Origin of the sequence: Odoribacter sp. N54.MGS-14, assembly GCF_000980295.1 — a bacterium.
GTDB classification, from domain to species: Bacteria; Bacteroidota; Bacteroidia; order Bacteroidales; family Marinifilaceae; genus Odoribacter; species Odoribacter splanchnicus.
The window spans coordinates 1-24,285 of record NZ_LARL01000036.1; the positions used below are offsets into that span (position 1 = coordinate 1).

The 24,285-nt window shown below is 43.8% G+C and carries 23 protein-coding genes and 1 other RNA gene; 11 read left to right on the forward strand and 13 right to left on the reverse strand.

Annotated elements, in window-relative coordinates:
• Together WS42_RS08560 and WS42_RS08565 are read right to left on the reverse strand one after the other, a co-directional pair.
• A partial coding sequence (locus WS42_RS08560) for an FGGY family carbohydrate kinase (protein WP_046450982.1) occupies positions 1-268 on the reverse strand: 268 nt, incomplete at its 3' end.
• 13 nt (positions 269-281) lie between these two features.
• The gene (locus tag WS42_RS08565; protein WP_046404422.1) at positions 282-1,013 is read right to left on the reverse strand and encodes an NUDIX hydrolase; all 732 of its coding nucleotides are present in this window, start codon (positions 1,011-1,013) and stop codon (positions 282-284) included.
• Between the two features lie 388 nt (positions 1,014-1,401).
• On the opposite strand from WS42_RS08565, the gene WS42_RS08570 reads away from it, so the two are divergent.
• Complete coding sequence (locus tag WS42_RS08570; RefSeq protein WP_146752584.1) at positions 1,402-2,571, forward strand: hypothetical protein; 1,170 nt, start codon at positions 1,402-1,404, stop codon at positions 2,569-2,571.
• On the opposite strand, the gene WS42_RS08575 is transcribed toward WS42_RS08570, so the two are convergent.
• From WS42_RS08575 to WS42_RS08590, 4 genes are all read right to left on the reverse strand, one after another.
• Positions 2,565-4,070 carry an IMP dehydrogenase gene (locus WS42_RS08575; protein WP_013610975.1) on the reverse strand — a complete coding sequence of 502 codons (1,506 nt, stop codon included), beginning with the start codon at positions 4,068-4,070 and terminating at the stop codon, positions 2,565-2,567. The genes WS42_RS08570 and WS42_RS08575 overlap by 7 nt on opposite strands.
• 111 nt (positions 4,071-4,181) lie before the next feature.
• On the reverse strand, positions 4,182-4,721 hold the full coding sequence (locus WS42_RS08580) for a D-glycero-alpha-D-manno-heptose-1,7-bisphosphate 7-phosphatase (protein WP_013610976.1): 540 nt from the start codon (positions 4,719-4,721) through the stop codon (positions 4,182-4,184).
• A 48-nt stretch (positions 4,722-4,769) separates the two neighbouring features.
• A complete protein-coding gene (holA, locus tag WS42_RS08585) occupies positions 4,770-5,780 on the reverse strand; it encodes a DNA polymerase III subunit delta (RefSeq protein ID WP_013610977.1) in 1,011 nt (336 codons plus the stop codon).
• 66 nt (positions 5,781-5,846) lie between these two features.
• Positions 5,847-6,431: a DUF4294 domain-containing protein gene (locus tag WS42_RS08590; protein WP_013610978.1), complete on the reverse strand. Its 585-nt coding sequence runs from the start codon at positions 6,429-6,431 to the stop codon at positions 5,847-5,849.
• Between the two features lie 45 nt (positions 6,432-6,476).
• Here WS42_RS08590 and WS42_RS08595 point away from each other — a divergent pair, with 45 nt between their 5' ends.
• The 7 genes from WS42_RS08595 to WS42_RS08620 all read left to right on the forward strand — a co-directional run bounded on the left by WS42_RS08595 (position 6,477) and on the right by WS42_RS08620 (position 13,352).
• Positions 6,477-7,067, forward strand: coding sequence for a YqgE/AlgH family protein (locus tag WS42_RS08595; protein WP_013610979.1), 591 nt, complete (start codon positions 6,477-6,479; stop codon positions 7,065-7,067).
• Positions 7,068-7,091: 24 nt separating this feature from the next.
• Positions 7,092-7,453, forward strand: an RNA gene (gene rnpB, locus WS42_RS08695) — RNase P RNA component class A.
• Positions 7,454-7,522: 69 nt separating this feature from the next.
• A complete protein-coding gene (locus tag WS42_RS08600; protein WP_013610980.1) occupies positions 7,523-8,752 on the forward strand; it encodes an L-serine ammonia-lyase in 1,230 nt (409 codons plus the stop codon).
• Positions 8,753-8,808: 56 nt separating this feature from the next.
• Positions 8,809-9,375, forward strand: coding sequence for a bifunctional nuclease family protein (locus WS42_RS08605; protein WP_046406030.1), 567 nt, complete (start codon positions 8,809-8,811; stop codon positions 9,373-9,375).
• Between the two features lie 80 nt (positions 9,376-9,455).
• Positions 9,456-10,784 carry a glucose-6-phosphate isomerase gene (locus tag WS42_RS08610; protein WP_046406031.1) on the forward strand — a complete coding sequence of 443 codons (1,329 nt, stop codon included), beginning with the start codon at positions 9,456-9,458 and terminating at the stop codon, positions 10,782-10,784.
• Between the two features lie 290 nt (positions 10,785-11,074).
• The gene (locus WS42_RS08615) at positions 11,075-12,286 is read left to right on the forward strand and encodes a 6-phosphofructokinase (RefSeq protein WP_013610983.1); all 1,212 of its coding nucleotides are present in this window, start codon (positions 11,075-11,077) and stop codon (positions 12,284-12,286) included.
• A gap of 16 nt (positions 12,287-12,302) precedes the next feature.
• Entirely contained in the window at positions 12,303-13,352 is a 1,050-nt protein-coding gene (locus WS42_RS08620) for an alcohol dehydrogenase (RefSeq protein ID WP_046404409.1), read from the forward strand.
• Here the strand turns inward: WS42_RS08620 and WS42_RS08625 are convergent.
• The 4 genes from WS42_RS08625 to WS42_RS08640 form a co-directional block, all read right to left on the reverse strand.
• Complete coding sequence (locus tag WS42_RS08625; RefSeq protein WP_022160296.1) at positions 13,347-14,522, reverse strand: porin; 1,176 nt, start codon at positions 14,520-14,522, stop codon at positions 13,347-13,349. The two genes, WS42_RS08620 and WS42_RS08625, sit on opposite strands and share 6 nt — an antisense overlap.
• A gap of 95 nt (positions 14,523-14,617) precedes the next feature.
• Entirely contained in the window at positions 14,618-15,799 is a 1,182-nt protein-coding gene (locus tag WS42_RS08630) for a porin (protein ID WP_022160295.1), read from the reverse strand.
• 11 nt (positions 15,800-15,810) lie between these two features.
• Complete coding sequence (gene ansB / locus WS42_RS08635; protein WP_022160294.1) at positions 15,811-16,872, reverse strand: L-asparaginase 2; 1,062 nt, start codon at positions 16,870-16,872, stop codon at positions 15,811-15,813.
• A 29-nt stretch (positions 16,873-16,901) separates the two neighbouring features.
• Positions 16,902-18,215: an anaerobic C4-dicarboxylate transporter family protein gene (locus WS42_RS08640; protein WP_013610988.1), complete on the reverse strand. Its 1,314-nt coding sequence runs from the start codon at positions 18,213-18,215 to the stop codon at positions 16,902-16,904.
• Between the two features lie 167 nt (positions 18,216-18,382).
• On the opposite strand from WS42_RS08640, the gene WS42_RS08645 reads away from it, so the two are divergent.
• Positions 18,383-19,081, forward strand: coding sequence for a hypothetical protein (locus WS42_RS08645; protein WP_022160293.1), 699 nt, complete (start codon positions 18,383-18,385; stop codon positions 19,079-19,081).
• Between the two features lie 202 nt (positions 19,082-19,283).
• Here WS42_RS08645 and WS42_RS08650 read toward each other — a convergent pair whose 3' ends face one another.
• The 3 genes from WS42_RS08650 to WS42_RS08660 form a co-directional block, all read right to left on the reverse strand.
• Complete coding sequence (locus WS42_RS08650; RefSeq protein WP_013610990.1) at positions 19,284-20,477, reverse strand: acetate/propionate family kinase; 1,194 nt, start codon at positions 20,475-20,477, stop codon at positions 19,284-19,286.
• A gap of 28 nt (positions 20,478-20,505) precedes the next feature.
• Positions 20,506-21,510 (reverse strand): phosphate acetyltransferase, encoded by a 1,005-nt coding sequence (gene pta / locus WS42_RS08655; protein WP_013610991.1) that lies wholly within the window; start codon positions 21,508-21,510, stop codon positions 20,506-20,508.
• A 120-nt stretch (positions 21,511-21,630) separates the two neighbouring features.
• On the reverse strand, positions 21,631-22,707 hold the full coding sequence (locus WS42_RS08660) for a ParM/StbA family protein (RefSeq protein WP_046405982.1): 1,077 nt from the start codon (positions 22,705-22,707) through the stop codon (positions 21,631-21,633).
• 212 nt (positions 22,708-22,919) lie between these two features.
• On the opposite strand from WS42_RS08660, the gene WS42_RS08665 reads away from it, so the two are divergent.
• Positions 22,920-23,384, forward strand: coding sequence for an alanyl-tRNA editing protein (locus WS42_RS08665; protein WP_041556339.1), 465 nt, complete (start codon positions 22,920-22,922; stop codon positions 23,382-23,384).
• Between the two features lie 115 nt (positions 23,385-23,499).
• A complete protein-coding gene (gene fabG / locus WS42_RS08670; RefSeq protein WP_013610994.1) occupies positions 23,500-24,246 on the forward strand; it encodes a 3-oxoacyl-[acyl-carrier-protein] reductase in 747 nt (248 codons plus the stop codon).
• The last annotated feature ends 39 nt before the right edge of the window (positions 24,247-24,285 follow it).

The window sequence follows — 24,285 nt, forward strand, 5'->3', positions numbered from 1 at the left end:
CCAATACCAGGCCATGCATCTGCCAGGATATTCCGATAGCTTTAATCTCAGTTCCTGCTATATGGGCCTGTTGCATAACCGAATTGTGGGCTTTTTTTAAATTATTCCACCACATTTCCGGATCTTGTTCCGCCCAACCGGGGTGTCTGGCAGAAATGGGCATTTCTGTTTTCGGGAAAAAATCAGAGGCAATCATTTGTCCGGTGACTGCGTCGATCAGGCAAGCTTTTACGGAAGAGCTGCCGATATCATAACCTATTAAATACATGGCTACATCGATTTTAAATACTTACATTACGTTTTTTGTACAATATCCGGTCGAATCTAAATAACCGGGCAGCCCGATGGGCTACTCTCTGTTCCTTTTCTTCTAAAGGAATCACATATTCCATTCCTGCCATTTTTTTCTGAAAATTACGGACATCACATTTTTTGTGATAGACAGCTTCATATAAATGGCGCAAGGCAGAAGCCGTAAATTTTGTGGGGAGTAATCCGAACAGGATAGAAGGTTCGTGCTCCCCCCAATTGCGGATTGCTTGTAAAGCTTCTTCGACAATTTGATTGTGATCAAACGGAAGAGAAGGAAGTTCACTTACGGGGTACCAAACAACTTTTTTGTATTTGGATACCGTATGCAATTTCCGGTCGATTTTACAGATAGACAAATAAGCGATCGTAATCAGGCGGTCGATCTGATTGTGATATTCTTGTTGCAACCAAAGGGTGTCTGCCGGGTTAGACGTCCGTTGCAAAGAAGTAAAACTTTTGAACTGTTTCAGTACCATTTTTTTGATACCTGTAAGTTCACTCAGTACCCTCGCGGCTGCACTATCGGCGTCTTCTTCCTGATAGATCAGGCTTCCCGGTAATTTCAGATGCCCTTCGTTAGCAGAAAGCGTGTTTCGTTCAACAAGTAATACATGCAGTTGATTCCGGTCAAAACCGAATATGACACAATCGGTAGAAACAAAGGTCTGCATGAATCGGGTATTTCCGGTTTGTTTTTCCATTATAACGGTTCTTTTTTGTAGGATAAACTTACGGACTTTATCTTTTAAAAGCAAGTATTTGATTGCAAAATTTAATTGCAATTTATTGATATATAGTTGTTTGTATATGGGTATAAATACAATAAGTCGTCGTCGGTTTATAATGAAAATCACAATAAACACAGGGCTGAATGAGGAAGGGAGAGGTGATTTAAAAGAGTCATTTTTACAATAACTCCGACCACTTTGATGGGCATAGTGAAAATTGGGTCCTGACTTGAAATTTCGAAACCTGACTTCGTTTTCGCTAATCGGCGGAGAAAGGTTTAGCTATGCCGGGGTTTCGGTTGATCTTTTTAGAAAAAAACGGCGTTTTATTTATATTTGCAGGGAGAAACAGATCAGGTCGATGGAAAACAGGAAAAGGCTTTGGATATTCAATCCGGATTGTGAGATGGCGATTGCCAATGGAAGTAAATACTATATGCCTCCGGCTAATGTGGTGACCATGGCTGAAGATTTGGCGGTTTTACCTGTATTTCTGGGAGAATCGGAAGATGATTGGGTCTTAGTCAGGAATTTACCGGATCCGGCATTTATGGCATCGGTTTATGAGCCTTTGCATTTGAAGGCCGGTTTTATTCAGGAGGCAGAAGCCGGGATTTTGGGAGAGGTGAAAGGGGAACCGTGGGGATGGAGTCCGAAAATGTGCCATTGGCTGGCCGAACGGGGGATGGGGGAGGAGTGGAAGACGGAACGAAAAGAGTGGTATAGCCGCAGGAAAGCCCGGGAAGGGTTGATTCGTTTGTTCGGTTTGATTCCTGATCTGGAAAAGGAAGTGATTCCGGAGACAGGTTATTCTATCGAAGAGATCGAACAGAAAATGAAAACCGGAAAATACCTGGTGAAAGCGCCCTGGTCTTCTTCGGGGAAAGGTATTCTGGTACTCGGAAAACCTATTGCTGTGAAAGAGAAAGAACGATTACACGGGATATTGAAACGGCAGGGGTATGTTATGTTGGAAAAAAAATTGAATAAGGTACTGGATTTTGCCATGGAGTTTTGTGCAGGAAGGCAAGGGGTGGAATTTATCGGATGGTCGGTATTTTCTACCGGCCTGAACGGTGAATATCGCGGGAATTATCTGGGAGCTCAAGCGTATATTGAGCAATTACTGGGAAGTAAATTAGGAGAAGAAAAGTTGCAGTCGCTGAAACAGGAATTGCCGGATATGATTGCCGGGATTTTGCCCGATTACCGGGGATATTTAGGGATAGATATGATGATTTATTCCGACTCTGCGGGAAAGTATAGAGTGCAACCTTGCCTGGAAATCAATCTGCGTTATAATATGGGAATAGTCGCCCTTATGTTGAGCCGGCGATATTTGGACGAACATGCGGAAGGAGAGTTCACGGTTCGTTATTATGCCAAAGCGGGGGAGGCCTGGCAGGAGCACAGGCATTTGCAACAGCTCTATCCGGCCGTATATAAAAATAACCGGATAAAATCCGGTTATTTAAATCTGACTCCAGTCAATGAAGCCACCCATTTTGTGGCATCCCTGATTTGTTATTGAATCTTGGTATCTTTCAGAATTACATCGTGTGCTCCTCCTTCGACAATAGAAGTAGAGGACACCAAGGTGATTTTTGCTCTTTCCTGTAATTGAGGAATCGTAACGGAACCACAGCTACACATGGTCGATTTGATTTTGCCCAGGGTGATTTCCAGATTGTCTTTCATTTTTCCGGCATATGGAACATAACTGTCGACCCCTTCTTCGAATTTCAGGGCAGCTTTACTGTTTCCTCCCATATCGTAGCGTTGCCAGTTTTGAGCACGGTTGGATCCTTCTCCCCAATATTCTTTCACATAGCTATTACCGATAGCCAGTTTTTTACTCGGACTCTCGTCGAAGCGGGCAAAGTAGCGTCCCATCATCAGGAAGTCGGCGCCCATGGCCAATGCTAAGGTCATGTGATAGTCATGTACAAGTCCTCCGTCGGAACAGATCGGAATATAAATACCGGTTTGTTCGAAATATTCCTGACGAGCCTGGCATACTTCGATCAGAGCAGTCGCCTGTCCCCGGCCGATCCCTTTTTGCTCACGAGTGATACAGATAGAACCACCGCCGATCCCTACTTTTACAAAATCGGCTCCGGCTTTCACCAGATATAAGAATCCTTCTTTATCCACCACATTACCACCGCCTACCTTGACTTCTTCGTTATACGTTTCTTTAATCCAGCGGATCGTTTCGTATTGCCATTCCGAAAAACCGTCGGAAGAATCTACTACCAGCACATCTACTCCGGCATCTACCAAGGCAGGTACCCGTTCTTTAAAGTCGCGGCTGTTAATTCCGGCTCCGACCATCAGTTTTTTATGGCTGTCGAGCAATTCATTGGGATTTTCTATATGATTGTCGTAGTCTTTGCGGAAGACAAAATATTGAAGTCTTTGATTGTCGTCTATAATCGGAAGGCAATTCAACTTATGATCCCAGATGATCGTATTGGCTTCACTTAAAGTCAGCCCCAACTTTCCTACAATCAGATTTTCGAAAGGAGTCATGAAATCAACTACCGGTTTATCTAACGGATCTGTTTTCAACCGATAATCCCGGCTTGTAATCATACCTAATAATTTTCCATTAGGGGTTCCGTCATCCGTAATGGCGACACTGGCGTGTCCGGTTTGTTCCTTTAAGCGAACAACATCCTGTAGGGTACAATCGGGACGTAAATTAGAATCACTCACTACAAATCCGGCTTTGAATTTCTTTACCCGCCTTACCATCTCGGCCTGACTTTCGATAGGTTGAGAACCGAAAATAAACGACAAACCTCCGTTACGGGCTAAGGCAATAGCCAGACCGTCGTCGGAGACTGCCTGCATCACTGCAGATACAAACGGAATGTTCAATTGTATTTTCGAGGTTTCCCCTTGACGGAATTTGACAACCGGCGTTTTCAAGGAAACATTGTCAGGAGTACACTCTTTGGTGGTGAGTGACGGAATTAACAGATATTCTCCAAATGTACGTGATACTTCTTTAATGTAATGAGCCATATGCTGTGGATTTTTAAAAATTGAGCGAAATTACTCAATTCCCGCTTAAATCCCAAGCCCGATCTGTTATTTTTTACTTAATTTTAGAGGTAGTCCTGGAATTTTTCGGACTTAGAATGAATCTTTCGATTTCAATATTTGATCGATGACCGGTGTGATATCCTGATTTTTGTGAATACGTAACGGTTTAACTCCGGCATCTTCAGCACATTTTACATCCTTTGAGCTATCCCCGATAAACCAGGATCGCTTCTTATCGATATGGAATTCTTCGATGGCCAGGTTGACCATATAAGGAGAAGGTTTCCGGCAAACACAGGTTTTTATGCTTTCATGGTGGGGACAATAATAGATCTTAGTCAGGGTCACTCCATGCTTTTCCAATTCGGCACACATCTTTTCGTGTACTTTGAACATATCTTCCCGGGTATATATCCCTTTAGCGATTCCTCCCTGATTGGTGATGACGATCAAAAGATAACCGGCTTTCTGAAGACGTTTCAAGCCTTCGATGACTCCCGGATTGAATACAAAGTCCTCCGGTTTGTATATATAATAATGTCCTTCGTCCGAATTGATCGTGCCGTCCCGGTCCAAAAATACGGCTTTATTCAAAGGTTGGGTCGATATTGAAGTAGTTGTTCTTTTCATATGGTTTAATACGTTCTTGGGATGATTATAGTTACTTGTCCGGGAATATTAATGCATGATTTTGAATATCAGCTCTTTCAGTAATTCTCCGTCCGAAATATTCGCATTACCTACCCCTTTGGATTTCATGTCGTATTCCCGCAGCAAGGAGATCGTGGTTGCACATTTCATGGCATTATAGATTTTACCTCCGTCGATATAGTCTTTCATAAAAAAAGGATGTACACCTAATAACCTGGCCATTTCCTGAGTATTGGGCGTCGTTTTTTTCTGATAGTGATAGGTCAGCAGGTTCAGGAAATACCTGAAAAGGGTGGTGATGGTCAATACCAGGGGATTGTTTTTCGGGTTGGCTTCAAAGTAGTTCACAATCTGATTGGCTTTTAGGAAATCCTTACGAATTATGGCACTCAGGAGCTCGAAACTATTGAAGTCTTTACTGATTCCTGTATGTTCCTCGACCAGAGATTCCTGTATTTCACCTCCCTGAGGTAAAAGCAGTACCAGCTTATCGATTTCATTCGCTACCCGGCTCAGATCGGTTCCCAAGCTTTCGGCCAGGATACCGGCTGCTTTAGTCGTGATTCCATATGATTTTTCTTTACAATAACCGATGATCCATTCCGGAATCTTGTTGTCATAAAGTTTGGCCGATTCGAAATAAATACAATGGGGAGTATTCCCGAGTTTTTTAAATACTCCCTTACGTTTGTCCGGTTTCTTATTTTTATACGCCAGGACCAGAATGGTCGAATTTTGGTAATGATCGATATAAGGTAATAGATTGTCGAAGTCCCGGATATTCTGAGCTTCCCGGACAATGACCACCTGTCGTTCGGACATCATTGGAAAACGGCGGGCGGTATCGGTGATCGTACTCATCGATACATCGTTCCCATATAAAACAGTTTGGTTAAATGCCTTTTCATCCTCGGTCAGCACGGTATTTTCGAGTAATGCAGTCAACCGGTCGATAAAAAAAGGTTCCTCACCGCATAGAAAATAGATGGGTTTATATTTCCGGGCCTTGATATCTTTCCTGATCTCTTCGAATGTCATCGTTTTACAATTTGTTAATGCGCCGATAATTGGGCTGAACAATCTATGCAAAGTTAGAAAAACTTTTTACCTTTTGGATTCTGACAGGATTTTTTGTACAATTTCCTCGATTTCGGCATCTTCGCCTTGCGGATCATAGGCTGCTTTCAGGTTATTTCCGAAGATTAAAGCGATCGATTGCCAAAAGTAGGCATTTACCGTCCCCCGGTATTCCCGGATGTGCGCGAAAGAAGTGTGGCTGGTTTCCCGGTAGATTAATCGGATCAAAATCCGTCCCTGGGTAATGCTGAGTTTCATCAGGGGGGCCTTGAACGTTTTCATCAGCTGGTTGTATTCTTCCTTGATGATCTTTTTACGATCGGCTTCCCGGGTGACGGCCGACAGTTTCTGTTCGATCTCATTGACTTTACCGGCAGCTATCCGGGCATAGGGATATACTTTCCGGACATTATATTCCAACCGGGTTTGCCGCCGGTGCTGACGCTGAAACCAGCCGGCATTTTTATTTTTCTGCCGGACACTGACTTCTTCCAGCCAAACATGAGGGAGGGTATCACCTTTCCAGAAGATGGAACGGACGACTTCTTTTTGTTGGGCCGACAGACAATTTATGCAAAATATAAAAAGTATGACCGTGAATATTCTCGGCATCACAAAATAATTTGTTATTTTTGGCTCGTAAAAATACGAATTATTGTGGACGAACAATTTCAGGATTTATTTAAAATAAGAAGGAATCGTAAAAAAGTGGAGATTGGCAATATTTTGATTGCCGAACCATTTCTGCAAGGGAAATATTTTTCCCGGTCCGTTATTTTTATGGTAGAACATGACGAAAAGGGAAGTATCGGTTTTGTTTTGAATAAGCCGATGGCTTACACCACTTCGGATCTGGTTACGGAATTAGCCGGATTGGAATATCCTGTCTATATCGGTGGCCCTGTCGAACAAAATCAACTGTATTATCTTCATAATCATGCAGAAGTTGAAGATGCTTTGCAAATTGTGCCGGGTATCTATTGGGGGGGCGATTTCTCGAAACTGACTCGTTTGTTGCAGGAGGGGAAAATACAGCCGGGGGAAGTTCGCTTTTTTGCCGGATATAGTGGCTGGGATGCCGGTCAACTGGATCGGGAGTTGGATGAGAATTCGTGGATGGTAGGGGATATTACTCCTGCGCGTTTTTTCGAAATTCCTAACGATAATTTATGGGAAGCTTCGATGAGCGGATTGGGAGGACGTTACCGGATTTGGGCTAATTTTCCCAAAGATCCGATTATGAATTAATTCGTGAAAAACGAATCAGATAAAATAGCAGGCCGTTCTATCGCTGTCCCTTCGGGGAAAGAGGAAAGTCCGGGCAACACAGGGCATCGTGCTTCTTAACGGGAAGATGTTCGTGAGGGCATAGTAACGTAACAGAAAAAAACCGTTTCACGAAGATTCGTTTTCGCTTGAAATAAGGGTGAAAAGGTGGGGTAAGAGCCCACCGGTACTGCAGGTAACTGTGGTAGCCGTACGTCTCACGAGTTGCAAGGCCATGTATACCGGCGCATTCGATTAGCCCGATCGATGCCGGGGGGTAGGCTGCTAGAGCTGCAAAGTGATTTGCAGAGTAGATAAATGATAGAAACCGTAAGGTACAGAACCCGGCTTACAGGCCTGCTATTTTTTTATTTTACACTAAACAGGAAAGCTGTTGCCGAACTGTTTAAAATATAGTTTGATTAAACCAGATTGAAATGAAATCGATACGTGAGATTTACAATATCGGATACGGACCGTCTTCCAGTCATACGATGGGACCGAGCCGTGCTGCCGGATTATTTTTGGAAAAGAACCCCGGAGCAGAAAAGTTCAGGGTCACACTTTACGGAAGTTTGGCGCTGACGGGGAAAGGCCATGGTACAGACAGTGCTATTCTGAAGGTTATAGACCGTCCCGATGCTGTAGAGATCGTTTGGAAACCGGATATCAGTCTGCCCCGCCATCCCAATGGGATGTTGTTCGAGGCTTTTGTACAAGGGAATACGGTTGATAGTTGGGAGGTATATAGTGTGGGTGGAGGCGCATTGTGGGACGAGTTGGGTACTTTCGACGACGGAAATCTCTACCCGGAGACAAGTATGGCCGAGGTGATGAAATGGTGTCTGGACGAAGGATGTACTTTTGTAGATTATGTAGAAAAATACGAGGGAAGTGAGATATTCACTTATCTGGAAGAGGTGTGGAAACAGATGCAGGAGACGGTAGAGAAAGGCCTGGTGACGGAGGGTGTACTGCCCGGAGCCTTGAAATTGGCCCGGAAAGCAAGTTCCTATAATATTAAAGCTCTGCAATCGTCCGGGTCTTCCCGGCCGATGGGTATGCTTTTCGCGGCAGCTTTAGCTGTCTCGGAAGAAAATGCCGGTGGTGGCCGGGTGGTAACTGCTCCTACTTGTGGGGCTTCCGGAGTTTTGCCGGCTTTGATGTATTTCATGAAATACGATCAGGAGATGCCGGATTACCGGATTATCCGGGGATTGGCAACTGCCGGGTTGATCGGTAATATTGTGAAAAGTAACGGTTCGATTTCAGGAGCCGAAGTGGGATGCCAGGGCGAGTTGGGGACTGCCTGTGCAATGGCAGCCGGAGCAGCTACCCAGATTTGGGGAGGTACTCCCCGGCAGATCGAATATGCTGCCGAAATGGGATTCGAGCATAATTTGGGACTGACTTGCGATCCTGTGATGGGATACGTACAGATTCCCTGTATCGAACGGAATGCTTTTGTAGCTCAAAAGGCTCGGGAAGCTGCTTTGTACGCCCTGTTTTCCGACGGTCGGCACATGGTTTCTTTCGACGATGTGGTGAAGACGATGATGGAAACCGGGAGGGATATGCAGGCCAAATACCGGGAAACCAGTTTGGGCGGATTAGCTCATGTATGCTTGAGGGAGCTAAGCCATATGCCCCGGAAAAATAAGAAGTAAAACGCAACTAAAACGATTAACCGACGTTAATCCAATAGATTTTAAAACAGATAAAGATGGATAGGATAAGACTGAAAGTTTTAGGTCTGTCGTATAGTATGTCGCAGGCCGGTGCATACGCTCTGATTTTAGCCGATGAGCAGGATATGCATCGGATTCCGATCGTTATCGGGATGCCTGAAGCACAGTCGATAGCTATTCAGCTTGAAAAGATGCAGACTCAGCGGCCGTTGACTCACGACCTGATCAAGAAGTTGGCGGATGCGTTGCAAGTCACTTTAAAAGAAGCTTTTATCTATCGTCTGGATTCCGGAATTTTTTATTCGGAATTGCTATTTGAGAAAAATACTCAACAAATCAAAATAGATTCCCGGACATCGGATGCCATTGCTTTGGCTTTGCGTTATGATTGTCCTATTTATTCTACGCCTGAAATTGTGGAAAAGGCCGGTATTGCGGTCGGTCAGGAAACAGGACAGACCGAATCCCCCGAAAAAGAAGAGGTCGTGCAACAACCCTATTCCGTTCAGGAATTGACCCGGATGCTGGACGAGGCTGTCCGGAATGAAGAGTATGAAAAGGCATCGAAGATCAGGGATCTGCTAAAAGAGATGGGGAAATAAAATATCAGGATGACTTATCTGATCACCTTTTTTGTAAATTTGTGATTCGGAAATTAAACTACACAGTAATATAATGAATTATGGACAGTATTAAGTTTGATTACAGTAAAATCTGTAATTTCGTCACTAAAGAAGAAATGGTTGCCCTGTATCCTGAGGCCCGGCAGGCATTGAAAAGCCTGAAAGAGGGAACCGGTAAAGGGAGTGATTTTTTAGGATGGTTGAACCTGCCTGTAGAAATCACCTCTGAACAGTTGGCAGATATCGAGAAAACGGCAGCCGAACTTAGAGCACGTACTCAGGTAATGGTCGTTATCGGTATCGGAGGCTCTTATCTGGGGGCACGGGCTGTCATCGAGGCTTTGGCAGATAGTTTCCACAACTATGAAAATACCGGTATGAAAGTGATTTTTGCAGGTCATAATATCGGTGAAGATTATTACCATGAATTGATTCACTACCTTCAGAATAAAGAGTTCGGTATCTGCGTGATTTCGAAATCAGGAACGACAACCGAACCGGCCATCGCTTTTCGTTTATTGAAAGAATTGCTGGAAGCTAAAGTAGGTAAAGAAGAAGCTGGAAAGCGAATTGTGGCGATTACGGATGCTTCGAAGGGAGCTTTACGTACATTAGCCGATCAGGAAGGATATAAAACTTTCGTTATCCCGGATAATGTAGGAGGACGTTTCTCCGTTCTGACACCGGTGGGATTATTGCCTATCGCTATCGCTGGGTTCGACATCAAAGAATTGGTTCAGGGAGCTATAGAAATGCGTAAGGCTTGCATCGATGACGAAAAAAGTATCGCCCTGGAATATGCCGTGGCCCGGACAGCTCTTTACCGGAAAGGATATGCCGTGGAATTGTTAGCTAACTTTAATCCGAAACTGCACTATATCACCGAGTGGTGGAAACAGCTTTACGGCGAGAGTGAAGGGAAAGAAAACAAAGGTATCTTCCCGGCAGGTGTTGATTTTACAACCGATTTGCATTCCATGGGGCAGTATATCCAGCAAGGGGTGCGCATGTTGATGGAAACCGTAATCTCTGTCGGGAAACCCCACTATCAGGTGCAGATTCCTTCGGATGCCGCTAATCTGGATAAGCTGAATTTTCTGGCCGGGAAACGGGTAGACGAAGTGAACAAAATGGCCGAACTGGGTACCCAAATTGCACACGTCGACGGCGGAGTGCCGAATATGAAGGTTTGTATGCCGGCTTTAACCGCTCAGTATATCGGGCAACTGTTTTATTTCTTCGAATTGGCTTGTGGTATCTCCGGAAGTATGTTGGGCGTGAATCCATTCGACCAACCAGGAGTGGAAGCCTATAAAAACAATATGTTTGCCCTGCTGGACAAACCCGGATATGAAGAAGCTTCCAAAGCGATTAAAGCAAAAATTTAGAAAACAGGATTTTTATCCGATAGAATGTATGCAGTCTGAAACATTCAGGCTGCATTTATTATTTCATAGAAAAGTGATATAAACTTAAACCGCTGTAACTATTAAATGGCAGGTATATTTTTTCTTTCTATTCTGATCACCGAAGACGAATAAGTATAAAAATAGTGCTGGAATTAAATCGGTTAGTAAAGTCCGTCGATTTTATGAACTAATTATACTTACGTTTCGATACTTCATTTTTCGGCGTTTTTATTTATTTTTGCTGTGCACAATAACAATAAAATAAGACTATGAGAACTATCGCAATCCTGTGTGGCGGAGGACCGGCACCGGGTATTAATACAGTTGTGGCAACTGTAACCAAAGTGTTTTTGAAAGACGGATTCCGGGTTTTGGCTATCCACGAAGGGTATAAAGGATTATTTGCTGCACATCCCGAGGTGGAGGAACTGACTTATGAAAAAGCCGATCAAATCTACAGCCGTGGAGGCTCTGCCATAAAGATGAGCCGTTTTAAACCGGAAGACCAGGATTTCACGACAGCTTTGTTTGTAAAAGAAGGTATTGAATTGCTGGTGACTATCGGAGGAGACGATACCGCTTCGACGGCTAACCGACTGACGAAATATCTGGCAGCTCATCAGGTGAATATCCGGAATATCCATGTCCCTAAGACAATAGACAATGACCTGCCTCTGCCGGAAGGTATACCGACTTTCGGGTTTACTTCCGCCAAAGAAATGGGGGTGACTATCGGTAAAGTGATAAAAGCAGAGGCATCTACGACCCAAAACTGGTATCTACTGATGTCTATGGGAAGGGAAGCCGGCCACCTGGCTTTCGAGATCGGTAAGGGGATACATGCTTCCATGATCATTATCCCGGAAATGTTCAATAAGACACAAATTACGATCGATAAAATTGTTCGCCTGATCATATCTTCCATGATCAAACGCCGGATCGTGGGGCAGAAATTCGGTGTCGTTGTAGTAGGTGAAGGAATTTTTCATTTTCTACAGGATGAAGATATTGCTTCTTCCGGAATCACTTTCGATTATGACGCTCACGGACATCCTGAATTGTCGGAAGTGAGTAAAGCCCATGTGATCAGTAAAATACTTAAAAACCGGTTGAAAGAACTGAATCTGGATATTATTTGCCGTCCGGTAGAAGTGGGGTATTCTTTGAGGTGTGTGGATCCTTCGGCTTTTGATTTGACTTATTGCACCACTTTGGGAATCGGAGTGAAAAAACTTTATGACGAAGGACATTCCGGTTGTATGGTTGCGGTAAATCTCGAAGAAGAAGTAATCCCTGTGTATCTGAAGGATGTAGAAGACGAGCATGGCAAAATCCGTACCCGTTTGGTGAATATCGATAAAGAAGTAGTACGACAAACCCTGGCTGAAAATATTTACTACCTTACTGCTCAGGATCGCTCTCTGGCGCGTAAATGGCTGGCCGATCCGGAACCGTTCGAGTATGAGAGAATATTAGGATGATAATTACGTTTTCATTATGCTGGCATACACCTATATTGAACAAGGGAAATTCGAATTACTGGAAAAGCAGAGACCGCAAATAAAAGACTCGCGTGATGCTATTGTACGTGTAACGCTTAGCAGTATTTGTACCAGTGATCTGCACATAAAACACGGCAGTGTCCCCCGGGCTCTACCCGGAATAACAGTCGGGCACGAAATGGTGGGTATCGTAGAAGAGATCGGTATTGATGTCGGTTCGGTCAAGCCCGGAGACAGGGTCACTGTAAATGTCGAGACATTTTGCGGGGAATGTTTTTTCTGCAAACGGGGATATGTAAATAATTGCACCGATCCGGACGGAGGATGGGCTTTAGGGTGTCGTATCGATGGAGGGCAGGCCGAATATGTGCGGGTTCCTTATGCCGACCGGGGATTGAACCGTATTCCCGATACCGTTAGTGACGAACAGGCTTTGTTTGTCGGCGATGTGCTGGCTACGGGTTTTTGGGCTTCCCGCATTTCGGAGATTTCCCGGGAGGATACCGTCCTTATTATCGGTGCCGGTCCTACCGGAGTCTGTACCTTACTTTGTACTCTGCTAAAACATCCCAAACGTATTATCGTTTGTGAAAAATCTCCTGAGCGAATCCGTTTTATTCAGGAATATTATCCGGAGGTAGAGGTAACTACACCGGAAGACTGCAAAAATTTCGTACTTCAAAACAGTGAGCATGGTGGAGCCGATGTGGTGTTGGAGGTGGCGGGAGGGGCGGACACCTTCCGTTTGGCATGGGATTGTGCCCGTCCCAATGCCATTGTCACCATCGTAGCTCTTTACGATAAACCCCAACTTCTTCCTTTACCCGATATGTATGGTAAGAACCTGATCTTTAAAACCGGTGGAGTTGACGGTTGTGATTGTGCCGAGATCCTCCGGTTAATCGAGGAAGGGAAAATAGATACGACTCCTCTCATTACTCATAGATTCCCGCTGAAGGATATCGGAAAAGCTTACCATATCTTTGAAAACAAACTGGATGGGGTAATTAAGGTGGCCATAATTTCAAAAGTGGGCCATTTATAGAATAGGAATTTTATAAATCAGCCCCAGGGAGAAGGTTTGAGGATGTTCGTCCAAAGCCTGAAAATTTTTTCCCAAAGCCGTATAGGTGTATCGTTTCCCCCGGTAGGCTGCGAAGAAATGGAGATTTTCTTTCATCGGATAATATTCGATACCACCCTGATATCCCCAGGTGGTTCTGTATTTTCCGGATAGTAGGAGCCCGTTGCTTTTTCTGATTTCAGCCGTTTCATACATCCCTTTGGCAAACAGGTTGAGTTTCGGGAAAATACGGTAATTGATACGGCTCACCAGAGATAGATAGCCGCTGTGTTGTGCACGCACAGGTTGATCTTCCCGGTAGGTAATGCCGGAAATAATACCCAGTTTGTCTATATCTTCTGCCGAATACATCACATCGAAATACAGGTTGAATCTTTCCTGTACCCAGGCTGCTGCCAAAGCCAGAAAATAGACATTTTGCTTTTCGCCTTCGTGGAATAAAGAAAAAGAACAGCGGGTGAGTAAATGTTCGTTCAGAAAATTGCCGTTCCAGTTTAGGGTATAGCCGAGGGGGGCTTTGGCTGCTTTGACTTTTTCAGGGAGAGGACCGTAAGTGTCGTCGGCTTTTCCGGAATGTCCGTCGACGATCTGGAAACGGATTTCTTGGGTCGGTGTCAGCCACCAGCAAAGATTGGCGCCGACCAGAAAGCAGGTGATCTCATTTCCCAGGTCCGAATATTCATAAACTTCTGCCGGATTGGCATCGTATTCGAAACCTCCGAAATCGGCGTATTGTTTACCGATAAAAGTCGATACGGTAGGAGTGATCCGGAACCCGACACCGAGACAATCGATAGAAGAGGGCATATTGTCGAGCTGTCCGGGGGTATTGCTCCGGTTCAGATGCTGCAACCATTTGTAATAGATCCGGTCGGTGACGTCACCACTGACTTCCAGACGCAGATAATCTACCCGAAAAGCCGATTTTTCGGTAGACTGGCTGGATAAGGCGGTATGATAAGCGATCCGGGTATTTAAATCGACATGCGGCAAACGATTGCGTTTGGAAAGGCCGGAAAGCTTTTCAAAAAGGGTTTGTCCTTTGAGGGAATCTACCCATAAAGAGGCCGGCGCAGCATAGCACAACAAAATAAAAAGCCCCAGGAGGCTAAAGTATCGGATCTGATTCATATTTTTTATATTCACGGTTTACAGGCCGCAAAAATAATCATTTCACGATAATAATTGTGCGGAGAACAGGATGATTATTTCTCCGCACAATTTGATCAGAATACAGGAAGCTGGTATACTAATCCTAATTCAATACGTTGTGGATTACTATTACCGACTCCGAATACTTTAGCTTTGTCAGTATATTGGAAAGAGCGGCCGATGTAATTCAGAAAGAAATGGAGGTTCTCTTCCATCGGATAATATTCGATTCCGGCCAGATATCCCCAGGAAGTCCGGTATTTTCCCTTGGCAAGTAAGTCTGAGGCTTTCTCTACTGAAGCGGTTTCATACATTCCCTTTGCAAAGAGATTCAGCTTGGGAAGAACCCGGTAGTTGAGGTGAAGCACCAGAGATAGGTAACGGGTGTCCAGGGCCCGGGTGTCATATCCGTCATTAGCGGTAATTTCCGAAATGATACCTGTACGGTCGAGGTCTTCGGAGGAATACATAAAGTCGAGAAAACCGATAAAACGGTTTAAATTGACTTCGGTTCCCAAAGCATAATAATACCAATTCTGTTTTTTTGCTTCGTGGAAGATAGAGGCAGACCAACGTGTTTTCAACTTATCTTCCAGCATGCTGCCGTTCCAGTTTAACGTATAACCGAGCGGGGCTTTCGAAGCTTCGATGTTGTCCGGAACTTTTCCGTACATCTCTTTAAACGAACCGTTCCGTGAATCGACGACCTGAAAATGAAAATCATGTCGATCGTTGAGCCGATATGAAAAATCGACTCCGGTCAAAAAATTACTCATGTATTCCAGCATATCACAGTATTGATACACTTCGATCGGGTTCAGGTCGAATTCGAATCCTCCGAATGCAGTACATTGTTTTCCGGCAAATACGGAAAATTGATCGGTAACATGAAAACCGACGGCTGCATAATCGATCGACGTGGGTAGGTTGTCCAAGGATTGGGCATTATTCGCCCGGTTTAAACGCTGACGATAACGGTAATAAATCCGGTCGGTGATGTTACCCTTGGCTTCGATCCGGAGCTGATTCATCCGGAAAGAAGTTTGTTCTTCATTGCCATTATTAAAGTATACATTGAAACTACCCTGCATATTCAGGTACAGGTTAAAGGCATCCGTTTTTTTTTCGAGACGGGTTACTCGTTCGAATAAAGCGGGGCCTCCGGCATCCGTAGAAGATTGCATGTCCAGGTGTTGGGCATACAAGGCCGGAAAGGAGAGTGTCCATAATCCGCATAACAATATCCATTTTTTCATAGAGAGTCGGTTTAATAAGCATTAAAATAATTCTGAATGACTTGTGGATCTTTTGTTTTTATCAAAGCCAGCATCAAGAGTATCCGGGCTTTTTGAGGATTCAATTCCTGTGAAGCCACAAAACCGTATTTGGTATCGTCTACCTCGGCATCGAGTGTTGTCGGTCCGGTCGGAACGCGGCTGGAACGTACCACCAGTATACCTTGTTTACTGGCATTTACCAATTTGTCGAACAAATTCTTATGGATATTACCGTTTCCGACTCCGGCATGGACGATACCTTGGTAACTGTTGGTGATCAATGCATCCAAAGCTTCGGGTTCGACATTGGAATAACTGTAAACAATACCTACTTTAGGTAATTTATCCAGATGAGTGACATCGAATACCGATTGGAGCGTATGGAGTTTATCGGTCGATTGGTTATAATGTACTTTTCCATTGAATACATACCCTAAAGCTCCGGAATTGGGGGCTTGGAAAGCTTGTACGTTGATGGTATTCATCTTGGTGGCGGCATGGGCACCCAGGATGCTGCCGTTCATCACGATCATCACTCCGCGACCGACCGACTCGGAAGCACCGGCGGTAACGACGGCATTATAGAGATTCAGCGGACCGTCGGCACTCAATGAGGTTGCCGGACGCATCGCTCCGACAAGTACTACCGGTTTATTGCTTTTTACGGTCAGGTTTAAGAAAAAGGCCGTTTCCTCCATGGTATCTGTGCCGTGGGTGATCACTACACCGTCCACCTCTTTTCTTTGTAGCAGTTCGTTCAGATAATGAGCCAGTTTCAACCAAACTTCGTCGGACATATCCTGGGAACCGATTTTTACAATCTGCTCTCCGGTGATGTTAGCGATCTCTTTCAATTCGGGTACCGCCGAAATTAATTCGTTGATCGCAACCTGACCGGCCCGGTAACTGCTTCCGGTAGTACTGGTCCCTGTGCCGGCAATGGTTCCTCCCGTAGCCAGAATGTGAATGTTAGGCAGTTTTTGTGCGAAACTTCCTGCCTGTAAAAACAGAAAGAGTGTGGCAAATAAGAAAATAAATCTAAGTGTTTTCATATCATTCGGTTTAAAAGTCAATAAAATGCTTAGAAAATGAATTGTACCAAAATCAGTCCGGTCACGACGGAGGTGATGGTAGCGATCAGTCCCGGCATCATAAAAGAGTGGTTCAGGACATATTTTCCGATACGGGTGGTCCCTGTCCGGTCGAAATTAATGGCCGCGACAACTGTCGGGTAGTTGGGAATAAAGAAATAACCGTTTACAGCCGGAAACATGGCGATCAACAAAAAAGGTGAAATACCCAGTGCAATCCCCAAGGGCATAAAAGCCCGGACGGTAGCGGCCTGGCTGTATAACAGGATAGACATGATGAACAGGGCGATCCCGAACAACCAAGGCATTTGTGTGACTATTCCCTCGATAGATCCTTTCAGTTCGGTCATATTTCCTTGTAAGAAAGTATCACCCATCCAAGCGATACCGAAGATCGCGACAACGGCTTGCATTCCGGCCGAAAAGACACTACCCTGAGCTGCTTTGATTCCGTTGGCTTTCGTGAATAATAAAATCAAAGCTGCAGCCGATAACATCAGGATCTCGATAATAGAAGCCATATCGACAGTGACCGGTTTCCCATCGATAATATGAGAGGGACGGAGGTTGTCGAAAGACCCGAAGATAACGATGAAAACAGTGGCAATCACAAAGATAAGAACAGAAAGTAAAGCCTTATGTTTATTACCTATATCTTTGAGTTCATAATGGCTGTTGTCTAATAAACCTTCCTTCAGACGTCTTTGGTATTCGGGATCGTCGACTAATTCTTTACCTACCCTTAGCGAATACAAAGCTCCGAGAAAGACGCCGCATAGCGTGGATGGAATTGTAATGATCAGGATATCGAGCAAAGAGATATTGAATCCGGTTAAAAGTCCCAAAAGGGCAACGGTAGCCGCAGAGATCGGACTGGCTGTAATGGCTTGCTGGGAAGCGATGACAGCTATTCCTAAAGGACGTTCGGGGCGTATTTTGGTTTCCCGGGCTACTTCGGCAATGACCGGAAGAACAGAATAAGCGACATGGCCTGTTCCGGCTACAAAAGAAAAGAAATAGGTCACCAGGGGACTTAGGAAGGTGATTTGGGCGGGACGTTTCCGTAAGAGGTGCTCGGCTCCGCGTACCATCAGGTCCAATCCTCCGGCTGCCTGCATACAAGCAGCGGCAGTAATAACAGCAACTATCATCAGCATCACATCAATAGGAGGGGTTGTCGGTTGTAAACCGAAAACAAAAGTCAAAATTCCCAGACCGATACCTCCCATAACCCCCAAACCGATACCTCCTAAACGGGCACCGACGATGATCGCTGTTAAAACAAAAGCAAATTGTAGTATCATACCCTTTTTTTATACTCTAACAAATTGTACACAAATGATTCAAAAATGTTTCATTTACATGGAGATATCTTTCTATTTTCTTGTAAGATTAAAAAAAAATCTACATCTTCGCGGGCGAATTTATCATATCGGGAAAAGATTTTATTATTATCAAAAAACAATTAAGAATGAGAACATTAGGAAAATTGAAATTAATAGCAGTTTCTGCTGCTTTAGTATTGGGAATGAGTTCCTGTTTAAAGAACGATAAGAAATTCGCCATTTATGCATCACCGGCTTATATTCTTCAGGAAGGGAACAGCTATCAGCTGCAAATTCAAGTGCAGGGAAATGAACAAATAAAGTCGGCTTCAGCTTCCTTGAATGGTAAAAACTATTCTTTTTCTGCTGTGGAAGGCTCCCAAAATTTTTTGATGCAGATCAATGCTTATTCAGCACCGACATTGGATACGATCAAGGAAGGTTTATGCACCGTTACTGCTTTTAATGCCGAAGGCAATTCGGCAGTCAGCCAACTCCAGTTTTATGGTACGGATAAAAAAATCGGAAATGTTACGCTGACAAAATTTTCTTATTCCGGAGCTGATGGTAAAGTAACTGCAGAATGGAATAAAGTCGAAAATGCAGAAGCCTATTATTTATTGTATCGGATCAAAAGTTCTTCTATGATGTTCGGAGATAATATGTGGCTTCCGTATGTTCAGTTGTCTGTCACCGATAAAGAGAACCCCTCTGCAACGACAAGTATTCCTTTTACTGAAGGCGGTGAATATGAAATTGCAATCGGAGCTACCTATAAGACAGCTTTGAGAGTATCCGACCGTACTTTGCGTGTTACCGGCGGAAAAGATGCTTCTATCAACTAAGCTTTTTTAGAAAAATCATATCGGAAAGCGGGATTTTATCGATCCCGTTTTTCTTTTGTCTGTATTTTTTACCAACTCCATCTCTGAGTTGAATTCGGTCCTGAATGATACCGGAAAATGAGATGGGAATCAGCGGCAAAAGAATATATTAAACCCCTCGAGCCGATAAGCAAGAGGGGTAAAAACGGTATGTACCGAAGGATTAGCTCAATCTTACTGTATCCATAGCGATCACAAGCTCTTCATCTGTAGTAACCGTCATCACCGTGGTAGTCGATTGTTCTGTGCTGATAATCGTATCTTTTCCCCGGACTTCGTTCTTTTGTTTGTCGACCTGGATGCCAAGGTAGTCCATATTCTTACAGGTTTCCCAGCGCACCAGATTGTCGTTTTCGCCGATACCTCCCGTGAAGATAATCAAGTCTACACCGTTCAGTACTGCGGCGTAAGCTCCGATATATTTCTTCACATTGTAACAGAAGACATCGAGAGCCAAGGCCGCTTTTTCGTTGCCTTTTTCCATGGCTGCCTGCAATTCGCGGAAGTCAGAAGAAACACCGGAGATTCCCTGAACCCCTGATTTCTTATTAATCAAATTGTTGGCTTTGGGAAGGTCCAGCCCTTCTTTTTCACAGATATAGAGTAGGGCACCCAAATCCAGATCTCCGGCCCGCGTTCCCATCACTAATCCGGCTACAGGAGTAAATCCCATCGAGGTATCGACCGATTTACCTTTATCGATCGCCGTAATCGAAGCACCGTTACCCAAATGGCAAGTGATGATTTTCTTTTCGGTAATATCCCAACCTAAGATCCGGCATGCTTTCTCTGCTACAAATTTATGGGAAGTACCGTGGAAGCCATATCTTCTGACTCCGTATTCTTCATAATATTCGTAAGGAATACCATAAATGAAAGCTTTTTTAGGCAGAGTCTGATGGAAAGAAGTATCGAAAACGGCCACCTGAGGTACGGAAGGAAGCAATTTTTCCATCGTTTCGATCCCTTTCAGGTTTGCCGGATTGTGCAGAGGAGCGATTTCACCTAAAGCTTTGATTTTAGCTTTGGCTTCATCGTCGATTTTCACGCTCTCGGAGAAATATTCACCTCCGTGTGCAACACGATGGCCGACAGCATCGATTTCGTTCAGAGATTTCAATACTCCATGGTCAGGATGAACCAATGCTTTCAGGATCAGATCCATACCGACACTATGGTCCATAATCGGTTGCTCGGCGACTACTTTGTCTTTACCTTCCGGTTTATAAGTAAAACTACCGTAAGTCAAACCGATTTTTTCTACAATACCTTTGGCGAGCACGACAGGTACTGCATCCATATTCAGTAATTGATACTTGATGGACGAACTACCGCAGTTTAATACTAAAACATTCATTTCTATTTTATTAAACGTTTTTATTCCGTTAATTTATTCCGGCGGCCTGATTTACTGTGATCGCTACCAGATTGACGATATCACTGACAGAACAACCTCTGGACAGGTCGTTGATAGGAGCGGCCATCCCCTGAAGTACAGGACCTACAGCTTCGATACCGGCGATACGTTGTACTAATTTATAACTGATATTTCCAACTTCCAGACTAGGGAAAATCAAAACATTGGCTTTGCCGGCGACAGGGCTACCCGGAGCTTTGCTTGCCCCTACGGAAGGAACCAGCGCTGCATCGGCCTGCATTTCTCCGTCGATCATAACGTCCGGAGCCATTTGTTTGGCCAGTTCTGTTGCTTTTACCACTTTGTCGACCAATTCATTTTTGGCAGAACCTTTCGTCGAGAAACTCAACATAGCTACCCGGGGCTCGATTTTGGCAATGGCACGGGCTGTTCCGGCTGTAGATACCGCAATTTGTGCCAGTTCTTCTGCTGTCGGATTAGGAAGTACTGCACAGTCAGCACAAACAATTAAACCGTTTTCACCATATTCGGGTTTGTTGGTCAGCAACAAGAAGGCACCTGAAACGACGGAAATCCCCGGTAAAGTCTTTACAATTTGCAGAGCAGGACGTAAAACATCGCCTGTTGCATTTTTAGCACCGGCAACTTCTCCGTCTGCATCTCCGCTCTTAATCATCAAAGTAGCCAGGTAAAGGGGATCTGTAACCAGTTTTAAAGCTTGTTCTCTGGTCATTCCTTTACTTTTACGCAGCTCTACCAATAAATCGGCATATTGTTCTTTTTTGGCATGTGATTCCGGATCGATAACGGTAGCTTTGCCGATGTTTTTCAGATTGTGTTTTTGAGCTAAAGCCTGTATTTCGGCCGGATTACCGATCAGGATAATCTTAGCGATCCCTTCTCCGATAATCTGGTCTGCTGCCTGAATCGTCCGTTCTTCTGTACCTTCCGGGAGAACAATTGTTTTACACTGTTTTTTGGCGTTTTCTTTGATTTGTTCTAAAAGTTCCATTGTATTGTATTTTTTATCCAGTTTCTTTTAAACGTTTGCAAAAGTAGGAATAAAATAACTAAAAAAGAAAAAGAGTTGCCTTTAAAAGGTCAACTCTTTATATCGAATTTGAATTTTGGCTTATTCCCCTTCTTTGTAGATGGTGACACAAGTATTCGCATTGCCTATATCGATACCGACAGCTAGCTGAGGATTTCTGAATATCTTAATTTCTTCCGCTTCAATATTATGCGGGATATTCGAACGGGCGACGGAAGATTTGATTTTAGAGTTCAGACAATACCCCTGAGAAGCACATTTCTCCGGTTCAGGATATACATTGACCGATACGATATCGCCGAATTCTTCTTTGAAGCAATCGACCAGTTCAGGATACAAAGCACCACCACCGACTAAATACATTTTCGTACATTTATTGAAATCATCGTCTATAAATGCTCTTCTTAAATTAGGAGCGACGATTTCATTATAGTACATTTTCAATACTTTTTCACGTATATCCAATATGTTGTGTTTAACCCGGTTTACAGTGATATTTCCTTTTTGGAAAGCTACATCTATCTGGTGTTCTGTTTTGAGGTTCAGATAGAAATTTTTACTGAGCTCATTGGCCAATAAATTTACGGCATGACGGATACCGTGTGTACTGACGGCTGAACGGTTGATCAGTCCGGCTCTTGTCGAAACGACGGCTTCGCAGGTGCCGTATCCGAGGCTGACGATAAAAAAGTTTTCTTTTTCTTGCAGGTTCCCCTCGCGGATTGCTGTCGTACATCCCATGATTTCAGGAATAATCTCGACTTTACCTACGTTCACTTCACGTTTGGTTGTATTCGGACCACCGAAAGTGGAAGCATCGTAATTGATAATATGTCGTCCTTGTAAGACTTCCATCGCTTTATCCCGGTAGAGTATATAAGTTGCGAACGGGAATCCTGTCGTCAGATAGATTTCCTCTTCTCCTTTCGGTTGGGTAAGCAACAAACTGGCTTCACTCAATAATTTATACTCTTCGTCTGTCGGGGCTGCATTGATACTCTTATGTGGAGAATAGCCTTCGACCAGTGCCAGGTTACCGACGATGTAATCCGTATCATCGAGATTGATCTTTAGCCCATCCAGTATGTTTTCTGCAACGTTAGCAAGTTCCTGATTAGTCGCTTCATATACGCTAGGAAAATTGTAAGACTTCAACATATAAAATGATTATTTTAGGTTTTAACATTTCAATTACACACAAACACGTACAAATCTATATAAAATATTTGAATGGAGGGTGTTTTATATCCAAAAATCGTTAAAAAAATGATTTCTTTAAAAATGCAGACTATTATTTAAGAAAAATATGTTCTTTTGTTCTTATGTCGTAAATATAAAAACACCTATATTTGTCTCTACTAAAAAACTATATGGAACAAGAAATACAACTCAACGGCCACAACAAACAGGAGTATCCTCCTATGCATACGGCAGAGCATATACTGAATCAGACTATGATCCGGATGTTCGGCTGTGAACGTTCGAAAAATACGCATATCGAACGAAAAAAATCAAAATGCGATTATATTTTATCTGTCGAGCCTACTGCGGAAATGATCACAGAAATAGAAAACAGAGTGAACGAAGTGATCGGACAAGATTTACCTGTCACCACTTGTTTTGTTACCCGGGAAGAGGTGCCTGAAGGGGTGGATCTGAGTAAACTTCCTGAAGATGCCAGTGCTACTTTACGGATTGTGAAGATCGGAGAGTACGACACTTGTGCTTGTATCGGACAACATGTCGGTACGACTGCCGAAATTGGAAAGTTTAAGATTATATCCTGGGATTTTGAATCGAACCGTCTGCGTTTAAGATTCAAACTGGAGCTTTAATCCGGTCTATTTTTTCGGCATTTCATTTGTTTCATTATCTTTGTGGTTTAAAATTTAATTAATCGTTACGACGGTTAAAAGTCTAATTAATTATAGTTGAAGTAAAACTGTTATTATGAAGTTATTAGAAGGAAAGACAGCACTGATTACCGGTGCTTCCAGAGGTATTGGGAAAGCGGTGGCTCTGGCATTTGCCAAACAAGGTGCAAATATTGCTTTTACGGATTTGAGATATGACGAGAATGCACAAGCTACTGAAAAAGAAATCGAAGCTTGTGGAGTGAAAGCTAAAATGTATGCCTCCAATGCTGCTGATTTTGCCCAGACTGCCGCTACTGTAGAAGAGATTGCAAAAGAATTCGGCCGGATCGATATTTTAGTAAACAACGCCGGTATTACTAAAGATACTTTGTTGATGAGAATGACGGAAGAACAATGGGATGCCGTTATCAATGTCAACCTGAAATCTGTATTTAATTTTACCAAAGCCGTATCGGCTATCATGTTGAAACAGAAAAGCGGTTCGATTATTAGCATGAGCTCTGTTGTCGGCGTGAGCGGAAATGCCGGACAGGCGAACTATTCTGCTTCTAAAGCCGGTATTATCGGTTTTACCAAGAGTGTGGCTAAAGAATTGGGATCCAGAAATATCCGGGCCAATGCCGTTGCTCCGGGATTTATCATTACAGATATGACGGCACAGTTGCCCGAAGATGTGCGTAAAGAATGGGCCGCTAAAATTCCTTTGAGAAGAGGAGGTACGCCTGAGGATATTGCCGATGTATGTACCTTCCTGGCTTCGGATATGTCCAGATATGTTACCGGACAAGTGATCCATGTTTGCGGCGGTATGAATATGTAATATAGGTGATGCTCCGAAGCAGAAAAAACGCTGCTTCGG

Coding starts and splice junctions, on each gene's coding strand:
- WS42_RS08645 (WP_022160293.1), top strand. CDS start 18,383: ATGAGAACATTAGGAAAATTGAAATTAATAGCAGTTTCTGCTGCTTTA.
- WS42_RS08620 (WP_046404409.1), top strand. CDS start 12,303: ATGCTGGCATACACCTATATTGAACAAGGGAAATTCGAATTACTGGAA.
- WS42_RS08640 (WP_013610988.1), bottom strand. CDS start 18,215: ATGATACTACAATTTGCTTTTGTTTTAACAGCGATCATCGTCGGTGCC.
- WS42_RS08660 (WP_046405982.1), bottom strand. CDS start 22,707: ATGTTGAAGTCTTACAATTTTCCTAGCGTATATGAAGCGACTAATCAG.
- WS42_RS08565 (WP_046404422.1), bottom strand. CDS start 1,013: ATGGAAAAACAAACCGGAAATACCCGATTCATGCAGACCTTTGTTTCT.
- WS42_RS08630 (WP_022160295.1), bottom strand. CDS start 15,799: ATGAAAAAATGGATATTGTTATGCGGATTATGGACACTCTCCTTTCCG.
- holA (WP_013610977.1), bottom strand. CDS start 5,780: ATGACATTCGAAGAGATCAGGAAAGATATCAAGGCCCGGAAATATAAA.
- WS42_RS08615 (WP_013610983.1), top strand. CDS start 11,075: ATGAGAACTATCGCAATCCTGTGTGGCGGAGGACCGGCACCGGGTATT.
- fabG (WP_013610994.1), top strand. CDS start 23,500: ATGAAGTTATTAGAAGGAAAGACAGCACTGATTACCGGTGCTTCCAGA.
- WS42_RS08600 (WP_013610980.1), top strand. CDS start 7,523: ATGAAATCGATACGTGAGATTTACAATATCGGATACGGACCGTCTTCC.
- WS42_RS08605 (WP_046406030.1), top strand. CDS start 8,809: ATGGATAGGATAAGACTGAAAGTTTTAGGTCTGTCGTATAGTATGTCG.
- WS42_RS08570 (WP_146752584.1), top strand. CDS start 1,402: ATGGAAAACAGGAAAAGGCTTTGGATATTCAATCCGGATTGTGAGATG.
- WS42_RS08650 (WP_013610990.1), bottom strand. CDS start 20,477: ATGAATGTTTTAGTATTAAACTGCGGTAGTTCGTCCATCAAGTATCAA.
- WS42_RS08580 (WP_013610976.1), bottom strand. CDS start 4,721: ATGAAAAGAACAACTACTTCAATATCGACCCAACCTTTGAATAAAGCC.
- WS42_RS08625 (WP_022160296.1), bottom strand. CDS start 14,522: ATGAATCAGATCCGATACTTTAGCCTCCTGGGGCTTTTTATTTTGTTG.
- pta (WP_013610991.1), bottom strand. CDS start 21,510: ATGGAACTTTTAGAACAAATCAAAGAAAACGCCAAAAAACAGTGTAAA.
- WS42_RS08575 (WP_013610975.1), bottom strand. CDS start 4,070: ATGGCTCATTACATTAAAGAAGTATCACGTACATTTGGAGAATATCTG.
- ansB (WP_022160294.1), bottom strand. CDS start 16,872: ATGAAAACACTTAGATTTATTTTCTTATTTGCCACACTCTTTCTGTTT.
- WS42_RS08665 (WP_041556339.1), top strand. CDS start 22,920: ATGGAACAAGAAATACAACTCAACGGCCACAACAAACAGGAGTATCCT.
- WS42_RS08610 (WP_046406031.1), top strand. CDS start 9,456: ATGGACAGTATTAAGTTTGATTACAGTAAAATCTGTAATTTCGTCACT.
- WS42_RS08590 (WP_013610978.1), bottom strand. CDS start 6,431: ATGCCGAGAATATTCACGGTCATACTTTTTATATTTTGCATAAATTGT.